Raw genomic sequence first — 20193 nt, 5'->3', positions numbered from 1 at the left:
GACGGCTCTTCTCCTTCTCCCCGCTATCGCATCTCCGATGCAATCCGACCTCGCCCAGCTTGCAGGGAGAGGTGAAGAGGAGCGCTACCGATGCGGATCGGGATACACCACGCTGCGCCAGCCGCTGCGATCGAACGGGCGCCACTGGCCTTCCTTCTGCGCGAGGCGATCGGCTACGGCATAGACGGCGGCCGGATGATGACCCATGCCGCAATGGCTGCTCTCGACCTCGATGCTCTCGGTCTGTGCGCCCGACTTCTCCATGCAGCCCTGCCAGGCACAGACGCCGTCGGTGCGGCTGAAGATGGCGGTGGTCGGCACCGGCGGCGGAGCGGCAAGCTCGCCGCCGAAACGCGGATCAACCTCGTCGGCCTTGCGGCCGCTCGCCCATTCATAGACGCGCCAGGCGTTGGTTGAGCGTGGATCGCCGGCAAAGGGGCTACCAAGCGTAATCACCTGGCGCACGCTGTCAGGCACCATCTTGGCAAGCTGGCGCGCATAGATGCCACCGAGGCTCCAACCGACCAAGCTGATCTTGCGGCCGTGGGTGTCGTTGAGCTCTCGGATCTGATCGAGCATCGCATCCTGCACGCCGGGCCGCAGGCCGTAGTTGCGGCCTTGGCGCCAACCAGCCACTGCATAGCCCTTGCTGCTCAGAAACGTGCGCAGCGCGCCAGTGGAGGTGTCGGAGGCCACGAGGCCTGGCAGCACCAGCACCGGATGCCCATCACCGCGCGGCGCAAGGCTCAACAGCGGCAGCGCGCCGAGGAATGCGCCGAACTCGTGGATCGCGCGCCCCTCCAGAAACATCAAGGTGCGGGACGGCGGGCGCAGCGTCTGGGCAGTTGCGGTCATCAATATTTCCCCTGGGAAGAATTCCTGGAAAGGCCGCCGGCAGCGAGACCGGCAAATCGGCATGAATTCCAATGCACCGGCTTCTTGATCGTTCCGCAGCGCAACATGAATCAGCTAGGCGGCCGGTTCCCGACATTCAAGCGGGAGAGACGCGGGGCGACAATAGGTCCGCGCGTTAATGCTAACGGCCGTGACGCAAAAGTCACAACAATCGGAGCAGGAATTCTACGGTGTAGAGCGCGAGCCCGGCGAGCCCGCCGATCAACGAGCCGTTGAAGCGGATGTATTGCAGGTCGCGGCCGATGTTGATTTCGATCAGCGAAATCAGCTGCGTCATATTCCACGCCTTGACCTGATCGGAGATGAAGGTGGAGACGCCGCTCTTCTGGTCCGCGACGAAGCTGCGCAGCACGGTCACGAGACCCTTGTTGATCTCGCCGCGCAGCTCGGCATCGCCGGCGAGCGCCTCGCCAGCCGAGACGAACATCCCGGCGAGATGATGTTGCAGCACCTGCGTCTCGCCGCTCGCGCTGCGCTCGATGAAGGAGCGCGTGTTGGCCCAGACGGTGCGGGCGAGATCGGCAAGCTCCGGCCGCGCCAGGAGATCGCGTTTCAGGCCGTCGATGCGGTCGATATAGGCCTGATCGGTGCCGAGCCTGTCGACGAAGTTCAGCACCATGCGGTCGAACTCGCCGCGGAACGGATGCTTGGGATCGCTGCGCACTTCGTTGAAGAAGGCGGTGGCGGAGGCCACGATCTTGTTCACCAGAAACTTGTCGGCGCGATAGAGCTTGAGCAGGGTCGGCAATTCCGCGCGCACCTTCTCGCGGATCATCGCCATCGTCTCCGTCTGGTTCAAGGTCTCGTGCATCACGCGCAGGAGATCGTCGAACAGGATCTGGTGCCGTCCCTCCGCGACGAAGCCGCGCAGCGTGCCGGCCGCGAGCGGCGCGAGGTCGATCGCCTGGAGCTGCGAGGACATGCGGCGGATGATGAAGGTCATCAGGCCGGAGCTTTCGGTTGCGGATACGGCCTCCGGCAACAGCCGCAGCGCAAAGCGCGCAAGGTCGTCGCTGCGCTTGCGGTCGCGCAACCAGTCGGCGACGAAGGAGCCGAAGTCGATCTCCTTCAGCTTGGCTTCGACTGGACCCGCCTCGAGGAAATGCACCTGGATGAATTCGCCGAGCTTGTCGGCGATGCGGGCCTGGTTGCTCTGGATGATCGCGGTGTGCGGGATCGGCAGGCCGAGCGGCCGCTTGAACAGCGCCACCACGGCATACCAGTCGGCGAGCCCGCCGATGGTCGCGGCCTCGGCGAAGGCGGCAATGAAGCCGAACACGGGATGCACGGGCAGAAGCCATTTCGCGACGACGAACAGTGCCAGCGTCGCGGCCAGCACCAAAGTCGCCAGCGCCTTGACGCGGCGCAGCTCGGCCGCTCGTTCGGCATCGCCGGGGGCGTCGAAGGAAAAGGTGACAGATGAGTCCATGACTGCATCACAGTACTCGTCATTGCGAGCGAAGCGATCCAGAATCGTTCAAAGACTTTGGATTGTTCGTCGCATCAGCGCAAAATTGCTACGCAATTTTGTCGCGAGCTCCTCGCAATGACGGCGGCGCAAAAACAAAGGCCCGCCGAAGCGGGCCTTAAATTCAGTTTGTGCTCAGGCGCCAGATCAGGCGGTCTTGCTGTAGACCTTGGCGAAATTGTCCTGAGCGGACTTCGCACCGTTGGCGGCGAGCTTGCCGAGATAGTCGGCGGTCGCCTTGGCGCGCGAGACGAACACTTCGCCGCGGGAGCGGAGCAGGCTCGACTGGATCTCGACGGCTTCGCTGACCGACTTGGCGGACGCGAGCTTGTCGATGCCCGAGAAGAACGCCTCGGCGTCCTCGTAGATCGCCTGCTGGATGTTGCGGCTGATCTTGCCGGCCTCGGTGATGGACTCGGTCACCGCGTTCTCGACGGCGGCGGTCACGCGCTCGGAGCCAGCGAACACCTCGGCAGCACGGTCCTTGGCAGTGTTGGCAGTCTTCTTGACGAATTCGCGGGCGGCCTCGGGAACTTCCAGGTTCTGGATGTTCTTGAAAGCGTCCTTGAAGCCCTCGAAAGCGGTGTTGGTTTCAGTGGTCATGGGGTTCTCTCCATCCTCAATGGTTTGAGCTATGGGCTCACCCCGTCCGCATTGGCCCGGGGCACGACCTATATGGCACGGTTAATTGTGCATTGCAATATTGATATTGCAGTGCGATATCACGAAATAGTGAACAGCCCTCGCGAGAGGCATCCTGATGCTTCCGTAGCCATGGGGGCACGTGAATGGGTCCGATCCGGACCCAATGTCGGACGCCCCCTGTTTAGTGCTGCACGGCGCCAGGCAGGCCGTAGGCCTCCATCTGAGCCTGGACCTGCGCGATGTTGTGGCCGAGCACGACGATGTCGTGGGTCTTGCCGTCGACGTCCCGGACATGGTCCCGCAGCAGGGCCTCGGCCTTGAAGCCGAGGCTCTCGAACAGGGCGATCGCCGCCTGCTGATCCACCGTCATCTGGACCGAGAGCTTTTCCAGGCCCGCTCCGAGCGCCAGCGCAAAAGTCTCCTGCGACAGCGCCTTGCCCACGCCCTTGCCGCGGACCTCAGGCGAAACCACCATCCGGATCTCACCGACATGAGGCGACCAGGAATGGGGATCGCGCACCAGCGTGCCGCAACCAACGACCCTGCCCTCTCTCACCGCGAGCAGGCTCTGAATAGCTCCGCGCTCGATTTCCTTGACCCAGGCCGACAGCACCTTCGGCTCGCTGATGTTGCGTGGCAGGAACAACAGGTCATGGGTCGGCAGGCCCTTGCCAAAAGCCAGCACCGCGGCCTCGTCCGCGGGCGACATCAGGCGGATCTCGATAGTGCCGGCGTCGGTCTTGACATGGCGCGGATAGGAACGCTGCTCGCTCATATCGATCTCTTTCCCAGCCAGGAATCCAGTTTCGGCCACAGCCGCTTCACCGCGTTGGCGCCGGCAACGAGCGAAACGTGACCGCCCTTCAGGATCACCTCTTCCTTGTCGGTCGAGCCGACCTTGGCGATCAGGTGCTTGGCCGCCTCATAGGGCACGATATGATCGTGCTCGGCGACGGCATGCAGGATCGGCACCGTGATGTTCTCGAGCCTGGCCGCACGGCCGCCGACCGACATGGTGCCGTCGAACAGCTTGTTGTCCCACATCAGGTCCTTGGTGATGGTGCGGAAATATTCGCCGGCGAGCGGCAGCGTGTCGGTCGCCCAGCGGTCGAACATGCGGTACGACTTCACGAACTCGTCGTTCCAGATGTTTTCCCAGAGCTGGATCTGGCTCACCGTGCGCGAGGCCGGCCGCAGCATCTCGAACGAGGACAGGATCATCTCCGGCGGCACGTTGCCGACGCTGTCGACGAGGTGGTCGACGTCGAAATAGCGGCGGTCGGAGAAGTTCGAGAACAGCTTCATCTCCCGGAAGTCGATCGGCGTGGTGAAGCAGATCAGGTTCTTCATTGGCCCGTCCTTGTGGATCGAGCCGTAGAGCAGCGACAGCACGCCGCCAAAGCAATAGCCGATGACGGAGACGTCCTGCTCGCCGGAATCGGCTTGCACGCGGCGGACGCAGTCCGGAATGAAGTCGAGGACATAGTCCTCCATGCGCAGGCTCTTCTCCTCCGGCCTCGGCGCGCTCCAGTCCAGCATGTAGACGTCGTAGCCGCGTTTCAGCAGGAACTCGATGAAGCTCTGGCCGGGCACGAGGTCGAGGATGTAGCCGCGATTGGTGGTTGCCATTACGATCAGCACCGGCACGCGGTAGATCTCGTCCGACATCGGCCGGTAGTGATAGAGGCTCATGGTGCCGCGCGAGTGCAGCACGTCCTTTGGCGTCGAGCCGAGCGAGGGGCCCGAGGTCGAGAAATATTCGACGCCCTTGATGCTGCGCTGAATCGCGCGCTGCACCTCGGACTGGATGCGCTCCGGGATCGAGGCAAGATCAAGTCCCGCCGGCGCGTTCATTTTTGGTCTCCGCCTTCGGACGGCGGACGCTTGGTTCGCGGTGGCCGCGGCGCGGCGCCGGGTTGCGGCGCGCCCGAAGTGGCCGACATCTGGCTCAGCATCGACTTGATCTCGCCGAGCTGGCCTTCGATCGACTGGAGCCGTTCCGCGATGCCGGTCATCTGCTCGCGGCTCGGCAGGTTCATCGAGATCAGGTACCTCTCCATGAGATCGCCGAATTGCTTCTGAGCACCTGCAGCAACGCCGCCGGCGCGGTTCATGGCCTGCGAGAATTCGGGCGTCTCCATCGCCTTGGTCGCGAAGGAGTTGAAACCCTTCTCCATTTCGCCAACCATCTTCTGCCACAAGGCGACCGGATCGGTGATCTTGTCGGTCATCGGCGTCCTCCCAATGCGGAGGGCTTTGCACCCTTCTTGTCCCGCCATACCACACCGTTGCGCGGTGCCGGTCAACCGGCAAGCAACCGACGCAACGTCGGAGACGCGGCTTCTTCGTGAAATGAAACCGTGCGATACAGCATCGGTCAGCAGGAGGAACCCGTGACCGCCCATCAACCACCCCAGACCGTCCGCGCCAACGGCATCGACATCTGCTACGAGATCTTCGGCAACGACAATGCCGAGCCGCTGCTGCTGATCATGGGCCTCGGGGCGCAGATGATCCATTGGGACGATGCATTCTGCGAGCAGCTCGCCGCACGCGGCTTCCGCGTGATCCGCTTCGACAATCGCGACATCGGCAAGTCGAGCCATCTCACCGGCGGCAAGCGGCTGACGCCGTTCGAGCTGCTGAAGCTGCGCTTCTTGCGCATCCCGGTGGCCGCGACCTACAAGCTGATCGACATGGCAAAGGACACGGTCGGGCTGATGGATGCGCTCGGCATCAAGTCGGCGCATCTCGTCGGGGCGTCCATGGGCGGCATGATCGCGCAGGAGGTGACGCTGTCGTTTCCGCACCGCGTGCGCTCGCTGACCTCGATCATGTCGACGACGGGCAATCCGCGCGTGCCGCCGCCGACGCGCGAGGCCGCCGCGGTGCTGATGGCACCGCCGCCGCGCAGCAAGGAGGAGTTCATCGTCCGCTATGGCCAGACCTGGAAGGTGCTGCGCGCCGGGCATTTCCCGGAAGAGGAAGCGCTCGACCCTGGCCGCGCCGAGCGGGTGTTTGCACGCGGGCTCAATCCGGCCGGCGTCGGCCGCCAGCTCCGCGCCGTGCTTGCCTCCGGCAGCCGCAAGGAGCGGCTGCACGCCGTGAAGGTTCCGACCCTCGTGATTCACGGCACCGTCGATCCGTTGGTTCGCCCTGAAGGCGGCAAGGATACGGCCGCGTCGATCCCGAACGCAAAGCTGCTGATGATCGAGGGCATGGGCCACGCGCTGCCCATGCGCTTCTGGCCGGAGATCATCGACGCGATCGACAAGCATGCGCATGGCGCGGCGGCGCAGGCGGCCTAGCCCTTCCGCGCGATCCAGATCACGTGGCGCGCGCCGCCGCCTCTGCCGGTGGCGCGAACGTTGACTTCGTTGACGTCGAAGCCGGCGCGCTTGAGGCGCCCTGTGAATGCCGCATTGGGTCCAGACGACCAGACGGCCAGCACGCCTCCCGCCCGCAGCGCCGTCTTCGCAACCTGCAGCCCGCGCGCATCGTAGAGCGCGTCATTGCCTTTCCGGGTCAGCCCCTCGGGACCGTTGTCGACGTCGAGCAGGATGGCGTCGAAGGCCGAACGCTTCGCCCGGATGACTTCGCCAACATCGATCTCGCGAATGCTCACCCTGGCATCATCGAGGCTATCTCCGAAGACCTCCGCCATCGGGCCTCGTGCCCAGGCGACCACCGACGGCACCAACTCGGAGACCACGATCTTCGCCTGGGCTCCGAGCACGGCCAGCGCCGCGCGTAGCGTAAAACCCATGCCGAGACCGCCGATGAGAACGACGGGCTTTGCGACTTTCTCGATCTGCTTCGCGGCAAGGGTTGCCAGCGCTGCTTCCGACCCCGACAGGCGGCTGTTCATCAGCTCGTTGGTGCCGAGCTTGATGGAGAACTCCTTGCCCCGGCGCATCAGGCGAAGCTCCTCGTCGGAACCGGGAATTTTGGCGGTGTCAATCTTTTCCCAGGGAATCATGGGAATGCTTTAGCACGAACAGGATCGTAGGGTGGGTTAGCCGAAGGCGTAACCCGCCGCTCGGACAGAATTGGTGGGTTACGCCTAGTGGTTTGCGCTTCGCGCAATCCGCGGGGCTAACCCACCCCACGATCTGCGGCTACCCGCCCGCCCAGACGTCCAGCACATAGCGGTTGTTCGCGCCCATCTCCTCGATCCAGCGCGCGCCTGCCGCGGCATCACTGCCGCTCTTGTCGCGGTGGATCGCGACGAGCGCCGCCTTCACGTCGGGCTCCATCTTGCCGCCATCGCCGCACACATAGATGATCGCGCCCCGCTCGATCAGCGGCCAGACCTTGTCCTTCTGCGCCGCGATCACGTGCTGCACATAGGTCTTCGGCCCGTCCGCGCGCGAGAATGCCGTGAACAGCTCGGTGATGCCGCTCGCCGCCAGCGCCTTCAGCTCCTCCGCGTAAAGAAAATCCTGGTCGGGATGGCGGCAGCCGAAGAACAACATGGCCGGGCCGAGCGCGGCCCCTTTCGCCTTGCGCGCCGCGCGCTCCTGGAGGAAGCCGCGGAACGGCGCAAGTCCCGTGCCCGGACCGATCATGATAACAGGCACGGAAGGATCGTCCGGCAGGCAGAAGCCCGCCTTGGTCTCGCGCACGGTGGCATAGATCGTATCGCCCTCCCGCCGATTGGCGAGATAGTTCGAGCAGATGCCCTTGTAGGTGCCGCGGCCCGAGGCAGCCGGACCTTCGACCACGCCGACCGTGACGCTGCAACGCGCGGGGTCGACCGACGGCGAGGAGGAGATCGAGTAATAGCGCGGCGCCAGCAGCGACAGCATTTCGAGATAGACGTGGAACGGTAGTTCGCAAGCCGGATATTCGAGCAGCAGGTCGAACACCGATTTGCGCTTGGCGAGGATCTCGGAGCGATAGCGCTCGAGCGGTTCCGCCTCCTCGCCGACGAAGGCCAGCAGCTTCGGCTTGGTGACGGGGCAGCGGGTGTGCTCGGCCATGATCTGGATCTGCTTGCGCGTCGCGACCTGCTGCAGCTCGACGAACTCGCTGAGCAGGCGGCCAACCGACACGGCCGCGCCGACCGGCAATTGCGCGCGCCGGCCTTCGGCCACCTGAAGCCTGATCTGATCGGCCGGCAAAAAGCCGAAGCGGCGGGCAACTGAATCAACCAGCGTAGGATCGTTGCGCGGAACGACGCTGAGGTGATCGCCGACGCGGTAGCTGAGGTTGGCCGGCAACTGCACCTCGATGTGGCGCGTCGAGCGCTCGGAAGCATTCGCGCCGGACTTGTTCTGGAGCTCGTCATTGACCAGAACCTTCATCGCCACTGCGCCGCCCTGGGCGACGATGGTGTTGACGGCGGTCACCGCGACCGGCTCGATTGCATAGAGCGGATCGTCCTCGGCGGTGCGGGTGAAATTCCAGTCGATGCCGAACTCCTTGGTCGCGACTTGCGCGGCGGCGGGGAACCATTTCTGGAACTGGCCGTCGAGATCGCTGCGGGCATCGCCCTCGCCGCGCGGATAGACCGCGCGCGCACCATGCTTCGACAATTGCTCGTCGATGAAGCGCGGCACCGATTGATAGGTCGCGGCCCAGTCGCTGTTGCCGCAGCCGAACACGGCGTAGCGCACACCGGCGAAGACATCCTTCGGCAGATCCTCACCGAGCCATTTGACGAACTGCGTCGCATTGTCCGGCGGCGCGCCGTTATAGGAGGCGCAGATGATCAGCACCCCGCCCTCCTGCGGCAGCTTGCCGACATAGTCGTCGAGCGGGCCGAGATGCACGGCAAAACCGTTGATCTCGGCAAGATCGGCCATGCGCGTTGCGAGCTCCTCGGCGGTACCGAGATTGGAGCCGTAGAGCACCAGCATCGGCGTGTTGTGGCCGGGCCGCGTGGTGGGCTGACGCTGCGCCTTTGGCGCCGAGGACGCAGCGGCAACGGGCCCGCCATAGGCGCCGCGCTCGCGATCGGCGCGCGGCCGCACCTTGATCTTGAAGCCTTCCGGCTTGATGGTCAGCGTCTCCTTCAGGTGCATCTGGTAGCGCTGGTGGTCGATCAGCTTGAAGCGCTGCAGGATCATGCCGAGCGCGAGCGCTGCCTCGTGCATGGCGAAGCCGCGGCCGATGCAGGCGCGCTGGCCGTTGCCGAACGGCTTCCAGGCATTGATCGGCCGTTTTGCCTCCGCCTCGCGGCTGAAATTCTCGGGGTCGAACGCGTCGGGATTGGGACCCCACACGCTTGGATCACGATGCAGCGCCGTCACCAGAATGGTGACGAACGTTCCTTTCCTGAGCTTGTACTTGCCGCCGCCGATGGTCTCGTCGTTCAGCGGCGAGATGCCGTAGGCCGGCGCCGGCGGCCACAACCGCAACGACTCCTTGAGGATCTGCGTGATATAGGTGAGCTGCGTCACCTGCTGATAGGTCGGCTTGGCGTTGACGTCGGGGCCGAAGACCCGGTCGACCTCGTCATAGGCCTTCTTGAGAATCTCCGGGTGCTTGAGCAGCGCGTACAGCGTGTAGGACAACAGGCCGCTGGTGGTCTCGTGCCCTGCGATCAGGAAGGTGTTGATCTGGTAGCGGATATTGACGTCGTCGAGCTGCTCGCCGGTGGAACGGTCGACGCCGGTCATCATCGCGGCGAGCATGTCCTTCTTGTCGTCGATGCCTTCCGCGCTCTTGCGCCGCTCGGCGATGATCTCGTCGACCATCTTGTTCATGAAGGCGACGTCTTGGGCCAGCGTCTTGCGCCGCTTCTGCATCCAGAGCTGCTCGAACGGCAGGCCGCGCGTCATCATGATGGTTTCGAGCGATCGTACCAGTGACTCGACGAAAGGATGGTAGTCGCGCCGGTAGAACGAGTTGAAGCGGTACTCGAAGCCGCACAGGCCGATCGTATCCAGCGTCAGCGCGGTCATGTCGTGGACGACGTCGATCTCGTCGTCGGCGTTGAGCCGCTCCCATTTCTGGACGAGCTGCTCGGCGATGTCGACCATGCTCGGGTGATAGGACTGCATGGCGCGGTTGCCGAAAGGCTGCAGCAGGATGTTGTGCGCCTTGCTCCAGTTCGGCTCACGGGTGTCGGCGGTGAAGAGGCCGTCGCCGCCGACCGCACGCACGCGCCGCAGCGCGCCGCGCACCGTCTTGTCGAACCGCTTCTCGTCGGAGAGCTCGTCGACGAGATCGTGGCCGGAGACGACGACGATCGGCGAGCCCATCATGTCAAGCCAGAAGATCGGACCGAGCTCCTTGGCAAGCCGCGTCAGGTGCTGCACGGGAGCGGCCGCGTCCAGCGACAGCATATTGCCGACCACTGGCTTGGTCGGCGGCTGCGGAATCGGGTCCAGACGGTTCTTGGATGACATCGAAATGTAGTCCCCCTGCCTCAATGTCGTCGTTGCGAGCGAAGCGAAGCAATCCAGAAATGTATCCGTGGAGGCAGTCTGGATTGCTTCGTCGCCAGCGCAAATTGCTTGGCAATTTGTCGCGGGCTCCTCGCAATGACGCGTTCCCAATGACGACCGCTAGCCAAACCGCCTTCTCCGCCACTCGATCAGCTTGGCGCTGACCTCCTCCGGCTTCTCCTGTTGCGTCCAATGGCCGCTGTCCTTCACCAGATACTTCTCGAGATCATCGATCAGTTTCTCCATGCCGTCGGCCGCCGAGGGCGGCAGCACGGCATCATTCTCCGCCATGATCATCAACGAGGGCACGTGGATGTGGTGGTCCAGCCCCTCGGCGCGCTCCCAGTTGCGGGTGAAGTTGCGGTACCAGTTGATGCCGCCGGTGAAGCCGGTCTTCGTGAAGGTGTCGACGAACACCTTCTTCTCATCAGCCGACAGGATCGGCGTGCGCGGATCGACCTTGGCGTCGTACGCCGCAATCATCTGCGGGAAAGCCAGGTTGGTTTTCGACGAGGCGCCGACACCCGCGATCGGCGGCTCGTCCGGTTTCGCTGCCGGCTTTGCCAGCGGCTTGCGCATGAAGGCGTCGAAGGTCTGCTCGACGCGGCTGCCGAAGATCTTGTCCGGCTCGCGCGCGGGATCCTGGAACTGGACGATGTACATCTGGTCGCCGTAACGCTGGCGGAACAGCGCGATCGGGTCGATCGGCATGCGGTCCCAATGCGGGGTGTTGACGCCGACGACTCCGGCGACGCGCGTGGGATGCCGCAGCGGCATCTGCCAGACGACGAAGCCGCCCCAGTCGTGGCCGACGAAGATCGCCTTGTCGATCCCGAGATGATCGAGCAGACCGACGAGATCGCCGGTCAGGTGCTCCATGTCATAGGCTTCGACCGGCTCGGGCCGGTCGGTCGCGCCGTAGCCACGCTGGTCGGGCGCGACTACGCGGATGCCGGCCTCGCTTAGTGCCTTGATCTGGTGACGCCAGGAGAATGCGAGCTCCGGCCAGCCGTGGCACAGCACGACCGGCGGTTTGTCATCGGACGGGCCCGCCTCGTAATAGCCCATGCGGATTCCGTTCGTCGTCGCGAACTTGAGCGGCGGCATTTCAATCATTGCAAAGTCCTTACTCGGCGGCGCCCTTGATATCAGCGGCCGGCGGCGTGTACGCCGCCTCCAGCGCGGCGAATTCCTCAGGCAGCATGTCGCACATCACCTGCACATGCGGAATGATGTTGGCACCGACGATAAAGCCGAAATCGAGCTGGTCGCGATAGCTCTGCACGGTGATGTTGAGTGCCTGCCCGTGGGTCGAGATAGACACCGGGAAGATGTGCAAGAGCTCGGCACCGGCGGCATAGAGCGTCTGCCGTGGCCCGGGCACGTTGGACACGGTGATGTTGGCCGCGGGCGGCAGCACGTCGGAGAGGTTCGAGCGGCTATAGAGTAGCGCCAGAATCTGCACCATGATCGGCGCGCCCAGCATCGAGATGTTGGAGACCTGCGGCATCAAAGCCCGCAAAGGATGCGACATCTCCTTGGACTTGGTTGATTGCGCGATGATCGCTTCCAGCCGCGCCTTGGGATCCTCGATGTTGGTGGCGATCGAGCAGATCATGCCGAACACCTGGTTGTTGGCCTCGGTGTTGCCCTCCTCCCGCAGCGAGATCGGCACCGCTGCGGTCAGGGATTTCGCCGGCAGCGTGCCGTATCGCAGGAGATAGCGGCGGACGACGCCGGAGGCGAGCGCCAGCACCACGTCGTTGAGCTTGCCGCCGGCCTGCTTGGCCAGCGCCTTCGCCCGCGACAGCGGGATCGATACGCCGGCAAAGCTCCGCTCCGAGGAGATCGTCTTGTTGAGCATGGTCGGCGGCGACACCATGCTGGCAAGGCTCTCGCGCGACTTCGGATCGGCGATCTTGCCGAGCACGTCGGAGACGCTCTTGAGCACGGTCGGGATGTTGCCGGCGAAGCGCACCGCGCTCTCGATCTGGTACATAGCGTTGTCGAACAGGATCGAGCCGATATCGCTCTTGCCGGTGCGGGGCAGCTGCAGGTTCTTCGCCGCTTGCGAAGCCTCCAGCGGCTGGCTGAACAGCTGCTGATAGGAGTCGAGCAGGTTGGCGGCGATGTCGCGCGGCTCCTGCCCGGGCTTGCTGCCCGCGGTCGGCGGATCGACCTTCCGCGGGATCGGCGAGATGTCGTAGATCATGTTGGTCAGCGCCGCACCGGCGCCGCCATCGATCGCGGCATGGTGCATCTTGGAATAGAGCCCGACCTCGTTGTCCTTCATGCCCTCGAACACGTAGAACTCCCAGAGCGGACGGGCGCGGTTGAGCAGCTTGGCATGCATCCAGCCGACGATGCGCTCGAGCGTGGCGCGGTCGCGCGGCTGCGGCAGGCTTGCCCGGAAGATGTGGCGGTCGATGTCGAACTGGTCGTCCTCGACCCAGGAGGGATGATCGATGTCGAGCGGCGCCTTCTCCAGCCGCGCCTTGAGAATCGGCGCGATGTGCAGGCGCGAGACGATCATCGCCTTGAACTCTTCGAAGAAATCGCCCTTGTAGTCGTCAGGCAGGCGGAAGATCGCCATGCTGCCGACATGCATCGGCATCTCCGGTGTTTCCAGATAGAGAAACGACGCGTCAAGCGACGACAGCTTCTTACCGTCAGCCATGGTTCCCTCCCGAGTATTCGACGGGCGCCTTGGCGGCGCTTCTCGTCAGGCCGATACTGCCCGGTCCGGCGGGGCATATGCAATGGCAAACGGCCCCGCCCGGTCAAATGGCCGGAAGTCTCCCTCCGGTTGCGCCAGGCGATCCGCCACGGCCCACAGCACCGCCGGGTTCACGCCAAGCCCAATATGGCTCGCCAGGTGCACCTCGATGTTCTCGGCACGGTCGGAGGGGCGCAGCAGACAGGTCCGCCAGTTCACGACGCCGTCGGCGCGCGAATAGATCGACGTTGCCGGCACCGGCAGATCGCCGGCAATCGCCTCGCGTGCTTCCGCATAGTCCTCCACCTTCTCGCCGGATAACGTCTCATAGAGCCGCGTCGCGTGGGTCGCCCGCACATCGTTGGCGAAAGGGCTGCCGAGCGTGACGACGTAGCGGACCTTGTCCGGCGCCCAAAGCGCGAGATCGCGGGCATAGACGCCGCCGAGACTCCAACCGACCAGGCTGACCTTGCGTCCCGTGGCGGCATGGATTTCGGCCAAGCGCATGCGCAGCGAATCCCGCATTCGCCCGAGCCCGCCGAGATTGCGGCCCATCCGCCAGGCATGCGCCGCATAACCGAGCTCGCTGAGGTAGCGCCGTATCGGCACCATCGAGAGGTCGCTGGCGAGAAAGCCCGGCAGCGCCAGCACCGGATGGCCATCGCCCCGCGGCGCCCGGATCAGGAGCGGCGACAGCAAGAGGCTCGCATTCAACTCGAATAGCCCACGGGCCTCGGCGAGCAGCAGGCCGAGACCCGGCGGACGAAGCCGGCCTTCTTGCAGCGCCCCGTCCGGCCCGGGCGACACTATTTTTTCTTGTCGCCGCTGCGCGTGCCGCCGAGGCCTGCCATCGCGACGAACATGTCCTGAAACCGCTCGGCGATCTTGGGATCGAAGGTGAACCAGCTCTGGATCAGCGATTCCGGCGAGACCTTCTCGATGTTGCTGAGAACCTGCTGCTGCAGCTTGTCCATCACGGCCGTCTGCATCGGCCCCACATCGGGCAGACCGAAGAACTGGCGGGCCTCAAGGGGGGTGCAGTCGATTTCGATGTTAACCTTCATGTCCCCTCCAGATGAGATTCGAGCGGCCCGTCGGAGTATCACCGCGAGAAGGTCTGCAAGGCAAGCGACCTGAGGGGAAGCCGCTGGGATCGGCTTCCCCAATCGGCTCGTATGGTCAATCAATCAAATTGGCTGGCCCGCGACCCGCGCAGAAGCTCGCCGGCCGGCCGCGGGGGACGCCGGGCAGCATTGCTGCACAGCGGTGCAACTTGGCGCGTTCCTTGCTGGAATGACGCTTGCACGGGTCGAGAACTCTGGGCAACATGGATCGGTCAGCCCCGCCGAACAATCAAAAATCACCGGCGCGGCAGTGTGGAGAGGGTCAAGAATGTCAATCGGTCAAAGTCTGTTTGCGGCGACGCTCGCAGGTACGCTTGCGTTGGCGGTCTCGCCAGCGACCAGCCAGACGCTACGTTATGCCAACCAGGGTGACCTGAAGTCGCTCGACCCCTATACCCTGAACGAGAGCACCACCCACGCCCATCTCGGCCACGTCTATCAGGGCCTCACCGCGCGCGACAAGGACCTCAAGATCATTCCGGCACTGGCGGAAAGCTGGGAAACCCCGGAGCCGACCCGCTGGCGCTTCCATTTGCGCAAGGGCGTGAAATTCCACAACGGCAACCCATTCACCGCCGACGACGTGGTGTTCTCGGCCGATCGCGTCCGCAAGAAGGGGTCGAACATGCAGACCCGCCTTGCGCCCGACGTCAAGGTAGTGAAGGTCGACGACTACACGGTCGACTTCGTCCTGCCCTCGCCCAATCCCATCCTGCACAACGCGTGGGATGTCTGGTACATCATGAACAAGAAATGGGCCGAGGAGAACAACGTCGTCGATCCGACGCCGGTGGCGGCGACCACGCCGAGCTATGCCTCACTGAACGAGAACGGCACCGGTCCCTTCATCATCGAAAGCCATCAGCCCGGCGTGAAGACGGTGTTCAAGGCCAATCCCAATTACTGGGGCAAGGTCGAAGGCAATCTCAAGGAGATCATCTTCACCCCGATCGCTTCCGACGCCACCCGCGTCGCCGCCCTGCTCTCGGGCGAAGTCGACGTCATCGAGCCGGTTCCGATCCAGGACATCTCCCGCGTCGATTCCAGCCCGAACGCCCAGGTGCTGAAGGGACCGGAGCTGCGCACCATCTTCCTCGGCTTTGACCAGATGCGTGACGAGCTGCTCTACTCCAACATCAAGGGCAAGAACCCGTTCAAGGACGTCCGCGTCCGCGAGGCCTTCTACAAGGCGATCGACATCGAGCTGATCAAGACGCGCGTGATGCGCGGGCTGTCGACGCCGTCGGCGCTGATGATCGCACCGGAACTGTTCGTGCTGTCCAAGGAGTTCACGCGGCCGAAATTCGATCCTGACGGCGCCAAGAAGCTCCTGACCGAAGCCGGTTACCCCGACGGCTTCGAGGTCACCATGGACTGCCCGAACGATCGCTACGTCAACGACGCCGCGATCTGCCAGGCCGTGGTCGGCATGCTCGCCCGCATCGGCGTCAAGATCAATCTCCTGGCGCAACCGAAGGCGCAGTACTTCGCCAAGGTGCTGAAGCAGGGCGGCTACCAGACCTCGTTCTACCTTTTGGGCTGGACTCCGAGCACGATGGATTCCCACAACGTGCTCTACGACATCATGGGCTGCCGCGACGATGCGAAATCCTCGCGCGGCGAGGCCAATCTCGGCGGCTATTGCAACAAGGAGTTCGACGCCATCACCGACAAGGTGCTGGTCGAAGCCGACACCACCAAGCGCAACCAGTTGATCAAGCAGGCCTACGAAATCGGCATGAAGGACTGGTCCTACATCCCGCTGCACCAGCAGGCGCTGGCCTGGGGCGTTTCGAAGAAGGTGAACCTGCCGCAGCGCGCCGACAATCTCGTCATGTTCCACTGGGCAACCAAGAAGGAATAGGATCGGTTGAACACGAGGTCCCGGCGGCATCCGCCTTCCGGGACCTTTTCTTTTCCGGCCGCCAAGGACGTCGGCCGTACGCTCACCCAAGGACAGTGGAAGGCATGCTCGCTTTCACGCTTCGCCGCGCCGTTCAGGCCATCGGCGTCATGTTCGCCGTCGGCATCATCGCGTTCTCGATGTTCCGCTTCGCCGGCGACCCCGTCAACCAGATCGTCTCGATCGACACCTCGGCCGCCGAACGCGCGATCGTGCGCAAGTCGCTCGGCCTCGATGACCCCGTGCCGGTGCAGTTCGTGCGCTATTTCGCCGATGCGGCGCAGTTCAAGTTCGGCGTCTCCTACCAGTTCCGCCAGCCGGTCGCGACGCTGTTGATGGAGCGCATGCCCGCGACGCTGGAACTTGCGATCTGTGCGACCGTGTTTGCAATGGTGTTCGGCATCCTGATGGGCGTCTATTCGGCGCTCAAGCGCGATACCGTGCTGGCCAAACTATTCCAGGCGGTCTCGCTGATCGGCATCTCGCTGCCGACCTTCCTGATCGGCATTCTCCTGATCTACCTGTTCGCTGTGACATTGGGCTGGTTGCCCTCGTTCGGCCGCGGCGAGGTGGTCAAGCTCGGCTGGTGGACGACCGGCCTGCTCACGGTGTCGGGACTGAAGGCACTGATCATGCCTTCGATCACGCTCGGCCTGTTCCAGATGACCCTGATCATGCGGCTGGTGCGCGCGGAGATGCTGGAAGTGTTGCGGACCGACTATATCCGCTTCGCCCGCGCGAGGGGGCTGACCACGCGTGCGATCCATTTCGGCCACGCGCTGAAGAACACGCTGATTCCGGTGATCACCGTGGCCGGGCTTCAGTTTGGCTCGGTTATTGCATTTTCGATCATCACCGAAACCGTGTTCCAATGGCCGGGCATGGGGCTTCTGTTCGTCCAGGCCGTGCAAAACGTCGACATTCCGATCATGGCCGCCTACCTGCTGATGGTTTCACTGATCTTCGTCACCATCAATCTGGTGGTCGACATTCTCTACACGGTGGTCGATCCGCGCCTGCGCTCGACCGTCGGTCGCGCCGCATAGGGCAGCCTGCAATGTCCGACGCAGTCGTCTCCAATTCCGACAAGCAGAGCGCGCAGCCGGTGCAGGCCGCCCATGGCTGGTTCAGCCGCACGCTCGACAGCGACTTGTTCTATTCGTTCCGCCGCTCCAAGCTCACCATGGTGGCTGCGGCTATCACGGTCCTGTTCTTCCTGCTTGCGATCTTTGCATCCGTGCTCGCGGTGCAGAACCCGTTCGATCCGGCACAGCTGCAATTGATGAATTCGCGGATTTCACCGCTGTGGACTGCGGACGGCCAGAGCCCGTTCCTGCTTGGCACCGACGAGCAGGGCCGCGACGTGTTCTCCGCGATTCTCTATGGCATGCGCATCTCGCTCGCCGTGGGTGTCGCCGGCGTGATCTTCGCCGGCGCGCTCGGCATCGCCCTCGGCCTGATCGCCGGCTATTTCGGCGGCGCAGTGGACGGCGTGATCATGCGGATCGCCGACGTGCAGCTGACATTCCCTGCAATCCTGATCGCGCTGCTGGTCAACGGCATCGCGAAATCAATCCTCGGCAACCGGCTGGACGCCACCAGCATGCTGGTGGTGCTGGTGATCTCGATCGGCCTGAGCTTCTGGGTCGGCTATGCCCGGACGGTGCGCAGCTCCGTGATGGTCGAGAAGAACAAGGACTACGTCGCCGCCGCACAGCTGATCGGCCTGCCGGCGCCGAAGATCATGCTGCGGCACGTGCTGCCGAACACGATGGGCCCGATTCTGGTCATCGCCACCATCAACCTTGCGCTCGCCATCATCACCGAGGCGACGCTGTCCTTCCTCGGCGTCGGCCTGCCCGATACCATGCCCTCGCTCGGCACGCTGATCCGCATCGGCAACAATTATCTGTTCGCCGGCGAATGGTGGATCGTCGCCTTCCCGGGGCTCGCGCTCGCAACGCTGATCCTATCGATCAATCTGCTCGGCGACTGGCTGCGCGACGCGCTCAATCCGAAGCTTCGATGAATACGCCTCGTCCATGACCGAACCCGTCCTTTCCGTGCGCGATCTTCACGTGGAGTTTGCCTCCCGCCGCGGCACGCTGCGCGCCATCGACGGCGTCTCCTTCGACATTGCCAAGGGCGAGGTGCTCGGCGTCGTCGGCGAGTCCGGAGCCGGCAAGTCCGTCACCGGCCTCGCGGTGATCGGCCTGATCGATCCGCCCGGCCGCATTGCCGGCGGCGAGATTCATCTCGCGGGCCTGCGCATCGACAATCTGCCGCCGGAGGAGATGCGCCGTATCAGGGGCAAGCGCATCGGCATGATCTTCCAGGATCCGCTGACATCGCTCAATCCGCTGTACAAGGTCGGCGACCAGATCGTGGAGACGATCCGCACCCACCTCAATCTGTCCGAGTCGGCCGCCCGCCGCCGCGCCATCGACCTCCTGGCCGAAGTCGGCATTCCCGCGCCGGAAAAGCGTATCGACGGCTATCCCCACGAGTTTTCCGGTGGCATGCGCCAGCGCGTCGTGATCGCGCTCGCGATCTGTGCCGAGCCCGAGCTGATCATCGCGGACGAGCCGACCACCGCGCTCGATGTCTCCGTGCAGGCCCAGATCATCTCGCTGATCAAGCGGCTCGGACGCGACCACGGCACCGCGGTGATGCTGGTGACGCACGACATGGGCGTGATCGCCGAAACCTCCGACTGCGTCGCGGTGATGTATGCCGGCCGCGTCGCCGAGATCGGCCCGGTGCAGGACCTCGTGAAGAATCCGCTGCATCCTTATGCCAAGGGCCTGATGGGCGCGATCCCGACGCTTGCGGGCGAGGACAAGCGCCTGGTGCAGATCCCGGGCTCGATGCCGCGCCTGTCGGCGATCCCGCGCGGCTGCTCGTTCAATCCGCGCTGCGCCTTCGCCTTCGATCGTTGCCGTGTCGATCGGCCGGAGCCGCTGCCGCGCGGCGCGCAATCGGTGGCCTGCCACCTCTATGACGACGTGCCGGCGGAGAGCGTGGCATGAGTGCTCCCTTCGTCCAGGCCACAAACCTGCGCCGCGTCTTCGACGTCTCGAAACCCTGGCTCAACCGCGTGCTTGAAGGCGGACATCTCGAATATCTCAAGGCAGTCGATCACGTTACCTTCGACATCAGGAAGGGCGAGACGTTTGCCCTGGTCGGCGAGTCCGGCTCCGGCAAGACCACGGTGGCACGCATGGTCGTCGGCCTGCTGCCGCCAAGCGCCGGCGACGTGCTGATCGACGGCGTCTCCATGACCGACCCGCGGCAGGCGCCAGCGCGGCGGAAGCTGCGCCGGCGCATCCAGATGATCTTCCAGGATCCCTATGCGAGCCTGAACCCGCGCTTCCGGGTCGATGCCATCATCTCCGAGCCGATCCGTGCCTTCGACCTGATCCAGGGCGAGCGCGACATCCAGGCTCGCGTCGGCGAGCTGCTCAGCCTCGTCGGCCTGCATCCGGACGACCGGCTGAAATATCCGCACGAATTCTCCGGCGGCCAACGCCAACGCATCGCGATCGCGCGCGCGCTCGCGTCCGACGCCGAATTCATCGTCTGCGACGAGCCGACCTCAGCGCTCGACGTCTCCGTGCAGGCGCAGATCCTGAACCTGATGCGCGACCTCCAGGACAAGTTCGGCCTGACCTACATGTTCATCAGCCACAACCTCGCCGTGGTGCGCCACATGGCGAGCCGCGTCGGCGTGATGTATCTCGGCCGCATCGTCGAGATCGCGGACGGACGCGAGCTGTTCGCAAATCCGCGCATGCCCTACACCAAGATGCTGCTGGGCGCCGTGCCTGATCTTGCCATGAGCGGCCGCCAGCGCATTCCGGTCAAGGGCGAGATCCCCAACCCGATCAATCCGCCCTCCGGCTGCGCCTTCAATCCGCGCTGTCCGCTGGCGTTCGATCTCTGCCGCAAGGAGACCCCGGAACTGATCGACGGCGTCGCCTGCCATGCGGTCAACACCGCGCCGGTCCCGGCGTGACGCGCGCGTGCCA

18 protein-coding genes are annotated in these 20193 nt (G+C 64.2%); 6 read left to right on the top strand and 12 right to left on the bottom strand.

What is annotated here, in order from left to right; genetic code table 11:
• Positions 1–84: 84 nt before the first annotated feature.
• The 6 genes from I6F12_RS03565 to I6F12_RS03540 all read right to left on the bottom strand — a co-directional run bounded on the left by I6F12_RS03565 (position 85) and on the right by I6F12_RS03540 (position 5259).
• A complete protein-coding gene (locus tag I6F12_RS03565) occupies positions 85–855 on the bottom strand; it encodes an alpha/beta hydrolase (protein ID WP_109144503.1) in 771 nt (256 codons plus the stop codon).
• A 202-nt stretch (positions 856–1057) separates the two neighbouring features.
• Positions 1058–2344: a DUF445 domain-containing protein gene (locus I6F12_RS03560; RefSeq protein ID WP_109144504.1), complete on the bottom strand. Its 1287-nt coding sequence runs from the start codon at positions 2342–2344 to the stop codon at positions 1058–1060.
• Positions 2345–2530: 186 nt separating this feature from the next.
• Positions 2531–2986 (bottom strand): phasin, encoded by a 456-nt coding sequence (locus I6F12_RS03555; RefSeq protein ID WP_036004804.1) that lies wholly within the window; start codon positions 2984–2986, stop codon positions 2531–2533.
• A 223-nt stretch (positions 2987–3209) separates the two neighbouring features.
• Positions 3210–3803, bottom strand: coding sequence for a GNAT family N-acetyltransferase (locus I6F12_RS03550; RefSeq protein ID WP_225127366.1), 594 nt, complete (start codon positions 3801–3803; stop codon positions 3210–3212).
• A complete protein-coding gene (locus I6F12_RS03545; protein ID WP_225155509.1) occupies positions 3800–4882 on the bottom strand; it encodes an alpha/beta fold hydrolase in 1083 nt (360 codons plus the stop codon). The genes I6F12_RS03550 and I6F12_RS03545 overlap by 4 nt, the downstream gene beginning before the upstream one ends.
• Entirely contained in the window at positions 4879–5259 is a 381-nt protein-coding gene (locus I6F12_RS03540) for a hypothetical protein (protein ID WP_036004795.1), read from the bottom strand. Before I6F12_RS03540 ends, I6F12_RS03545 begins: the two co-directional genes overlap by 4 nt.
• A gap of 162 nt (positions 5260–5421) precedes the next feature.
• On the opposite strand from I6F12_RS03540, the gene I6F12_RS03535 reads away from it, so the two are divergent.
• Positions 5422–6336: an alpha/beta hydrolase gene (locus I6F12_RS03535; protein ID WP_225146098.1), complete on the top strand. Its 915-nt coding sequence runs from the start codon at positions 5422–5424 to the stop codon at positions 6334–6336.
• Here I6F12_RS03535 and I6F12_RS03530 read toward each other — a convergent pair.
• The 6 genes from I6F12_RS03530 to I6F12_RS03505 all read right to left on the bottom strand — a co-directional run bounded on the left by I6F12_RS03530 (position 6333) and on the right by I6F12_RS03505 (position 14202).
• The gene (locus tag I6F12_RS03530) at positions 6333–7007 is read right to left on the bottom strand and encodes a spermidine synthase (protein ID WP_036025757.1); all 675 of its coding nucleotides are present in this window, start codon (positions 7005–7007) and stop codon (positions 6333–6335) included. The two genes, I6F12_RS03535 and I6F12_RS03530, sit on opposite strands and share 4 nt — an antisense overlap.
• Positions 7008–7146: 139 nt before the next feature.
• Positions 7147–10383 (bottom strand): cytochrome P450, encoded by a 3237-nt coding sequence (locus I6F12_RS03525; protein WP_225146099.1) that lies wholly within the window; start codon positions 10381–10383, stop codon positions 7147–7149.
• Between the two features lie 159 nt (positions 10384–10542).
• Positions 10543–11538, bottom strand: coding sequence for an alpha/beta hydrolase (locus I6F12_RS03520; protein WP_036004787.1), 996 nt, complete (start codon positions 11536–11538; stop codon positions 10543–10545).
• Between the two features lie 10 nt (positions 11539–11548).
• Positions 11549–13099, bottom strand: coding sequence for a wax ester/triacylglycerol synthase family O-acyltransferase (locus I6F12_RS03515; RefSeq protein WP_036025769.1), 1551 nt, complete (start codon positions 13097–13099; stop codon positions 11549–11551).
• A gap of 45 nt (positions 13100–13144) precedes the next feature.
• On the bottom strand, positions 13145–13945 hold the full coding sequence (locus tag I6F12_RS03510; RefSeq protein ID WP_225146100.1) for an alpha/beta hydrolase: 801 nt from the start codon (positions 13943–13945) through the stop codon (positions 13145–13147).
• Complete coding sequence (locus I6F12_RS03505; protein ID WP_036004778.1) at positions 13945–14202, bottom strand: DUF6489 family protein; 258 nt, start codon at positions 14200–14202, stop codon at positions 13945–13947. The genes I6F12_RS03510 and I6F12_RS03505 overlap by 1 nt, the downstream gene beginning before the upstream one ends.
• A 328-nt stretch (positions 14203–14530) precedes the next feature.
• On the opposite strand from I6F12_RS03505, the gene I6F12_RS03500 reads away from it, so the two are divergent.
• From I6F12_RS03500 to I6F12_RS03480, 5 genes are all read left to right on the top strand, one after another.
• Complete coding sequence (locus I6F12_RS03500) at positions 14531–16126, top strand: ABC transporter substrate-binding protein (protein ID WP_225139583.1); 1596 nt, start codon at positions 14531–14533, stop codon at positions 16124–16126.
• A 104-nt stretch (positions 16127–16230) separates the two neighbouring features.
• Positions 16231–17211, top strand: coding sequence for an ABC transporter permease (locus I6F12_RS03495; RefSeq protein WP_036025775.1), 981 nt, complete (start codon positions 16231–16233; stop codon positions 17209–17211).
• Positions 17212–17222: 11 nt separating this feature from the next.
• On the top strand, positions 17223–18194 hold the full coding sequence (locus tag I6F12_RS03490; RefSeq protein ID WP_225146101.1) for an ABC transporter permease: 972 nt from the start codon (positions 17223–17225) through the stop codon (positions 18192–18194).
• A 13-nt stretch (positions 18195–18207) separates the two neighbouring features.
• Positions 18208–19194, top strand: a complete 987-nt coding sequence (locus I6F12_RS03485; RefSeq protein WP_225146102.1) for an ABC transporter ATP-binding protein — start codon at positions 18208–18210, stop codon at positions 19192–19194.
• Complete coding sequence (locus I6F12_RS03480; protein WP_036025780.1) at positions 19191–20180, top strand: oligopeptide/dipeptide ABC transporter ATP-binding protein; 990 nt, start codon at positions 19191–19193, stop codon at positions 20178–20180. Before I6F12_RS03485 ends, I6F12_RS03480 begins: the two co-directional genes overlap by 4 nt.
• Positions 20181–20193 lie beyond the last annotated feature (13 nt).

This window comes from Bradyrhizobium sp. IC4059 (assembly GCF_020193615.1).
Classification (GTDB): Bacteria; Pseudomonadota; Alphaproteobacteria; order Rhizobiales; family Xanthobacteraceae; genus Bradyrhizobium; species Bradyrhizobium yuanmingense.
The sequence above is the reverse complement of the archived record's forward strand: the minus strand, read 5'-3'. Positions and strand labels throughout refer to the sequence as shown.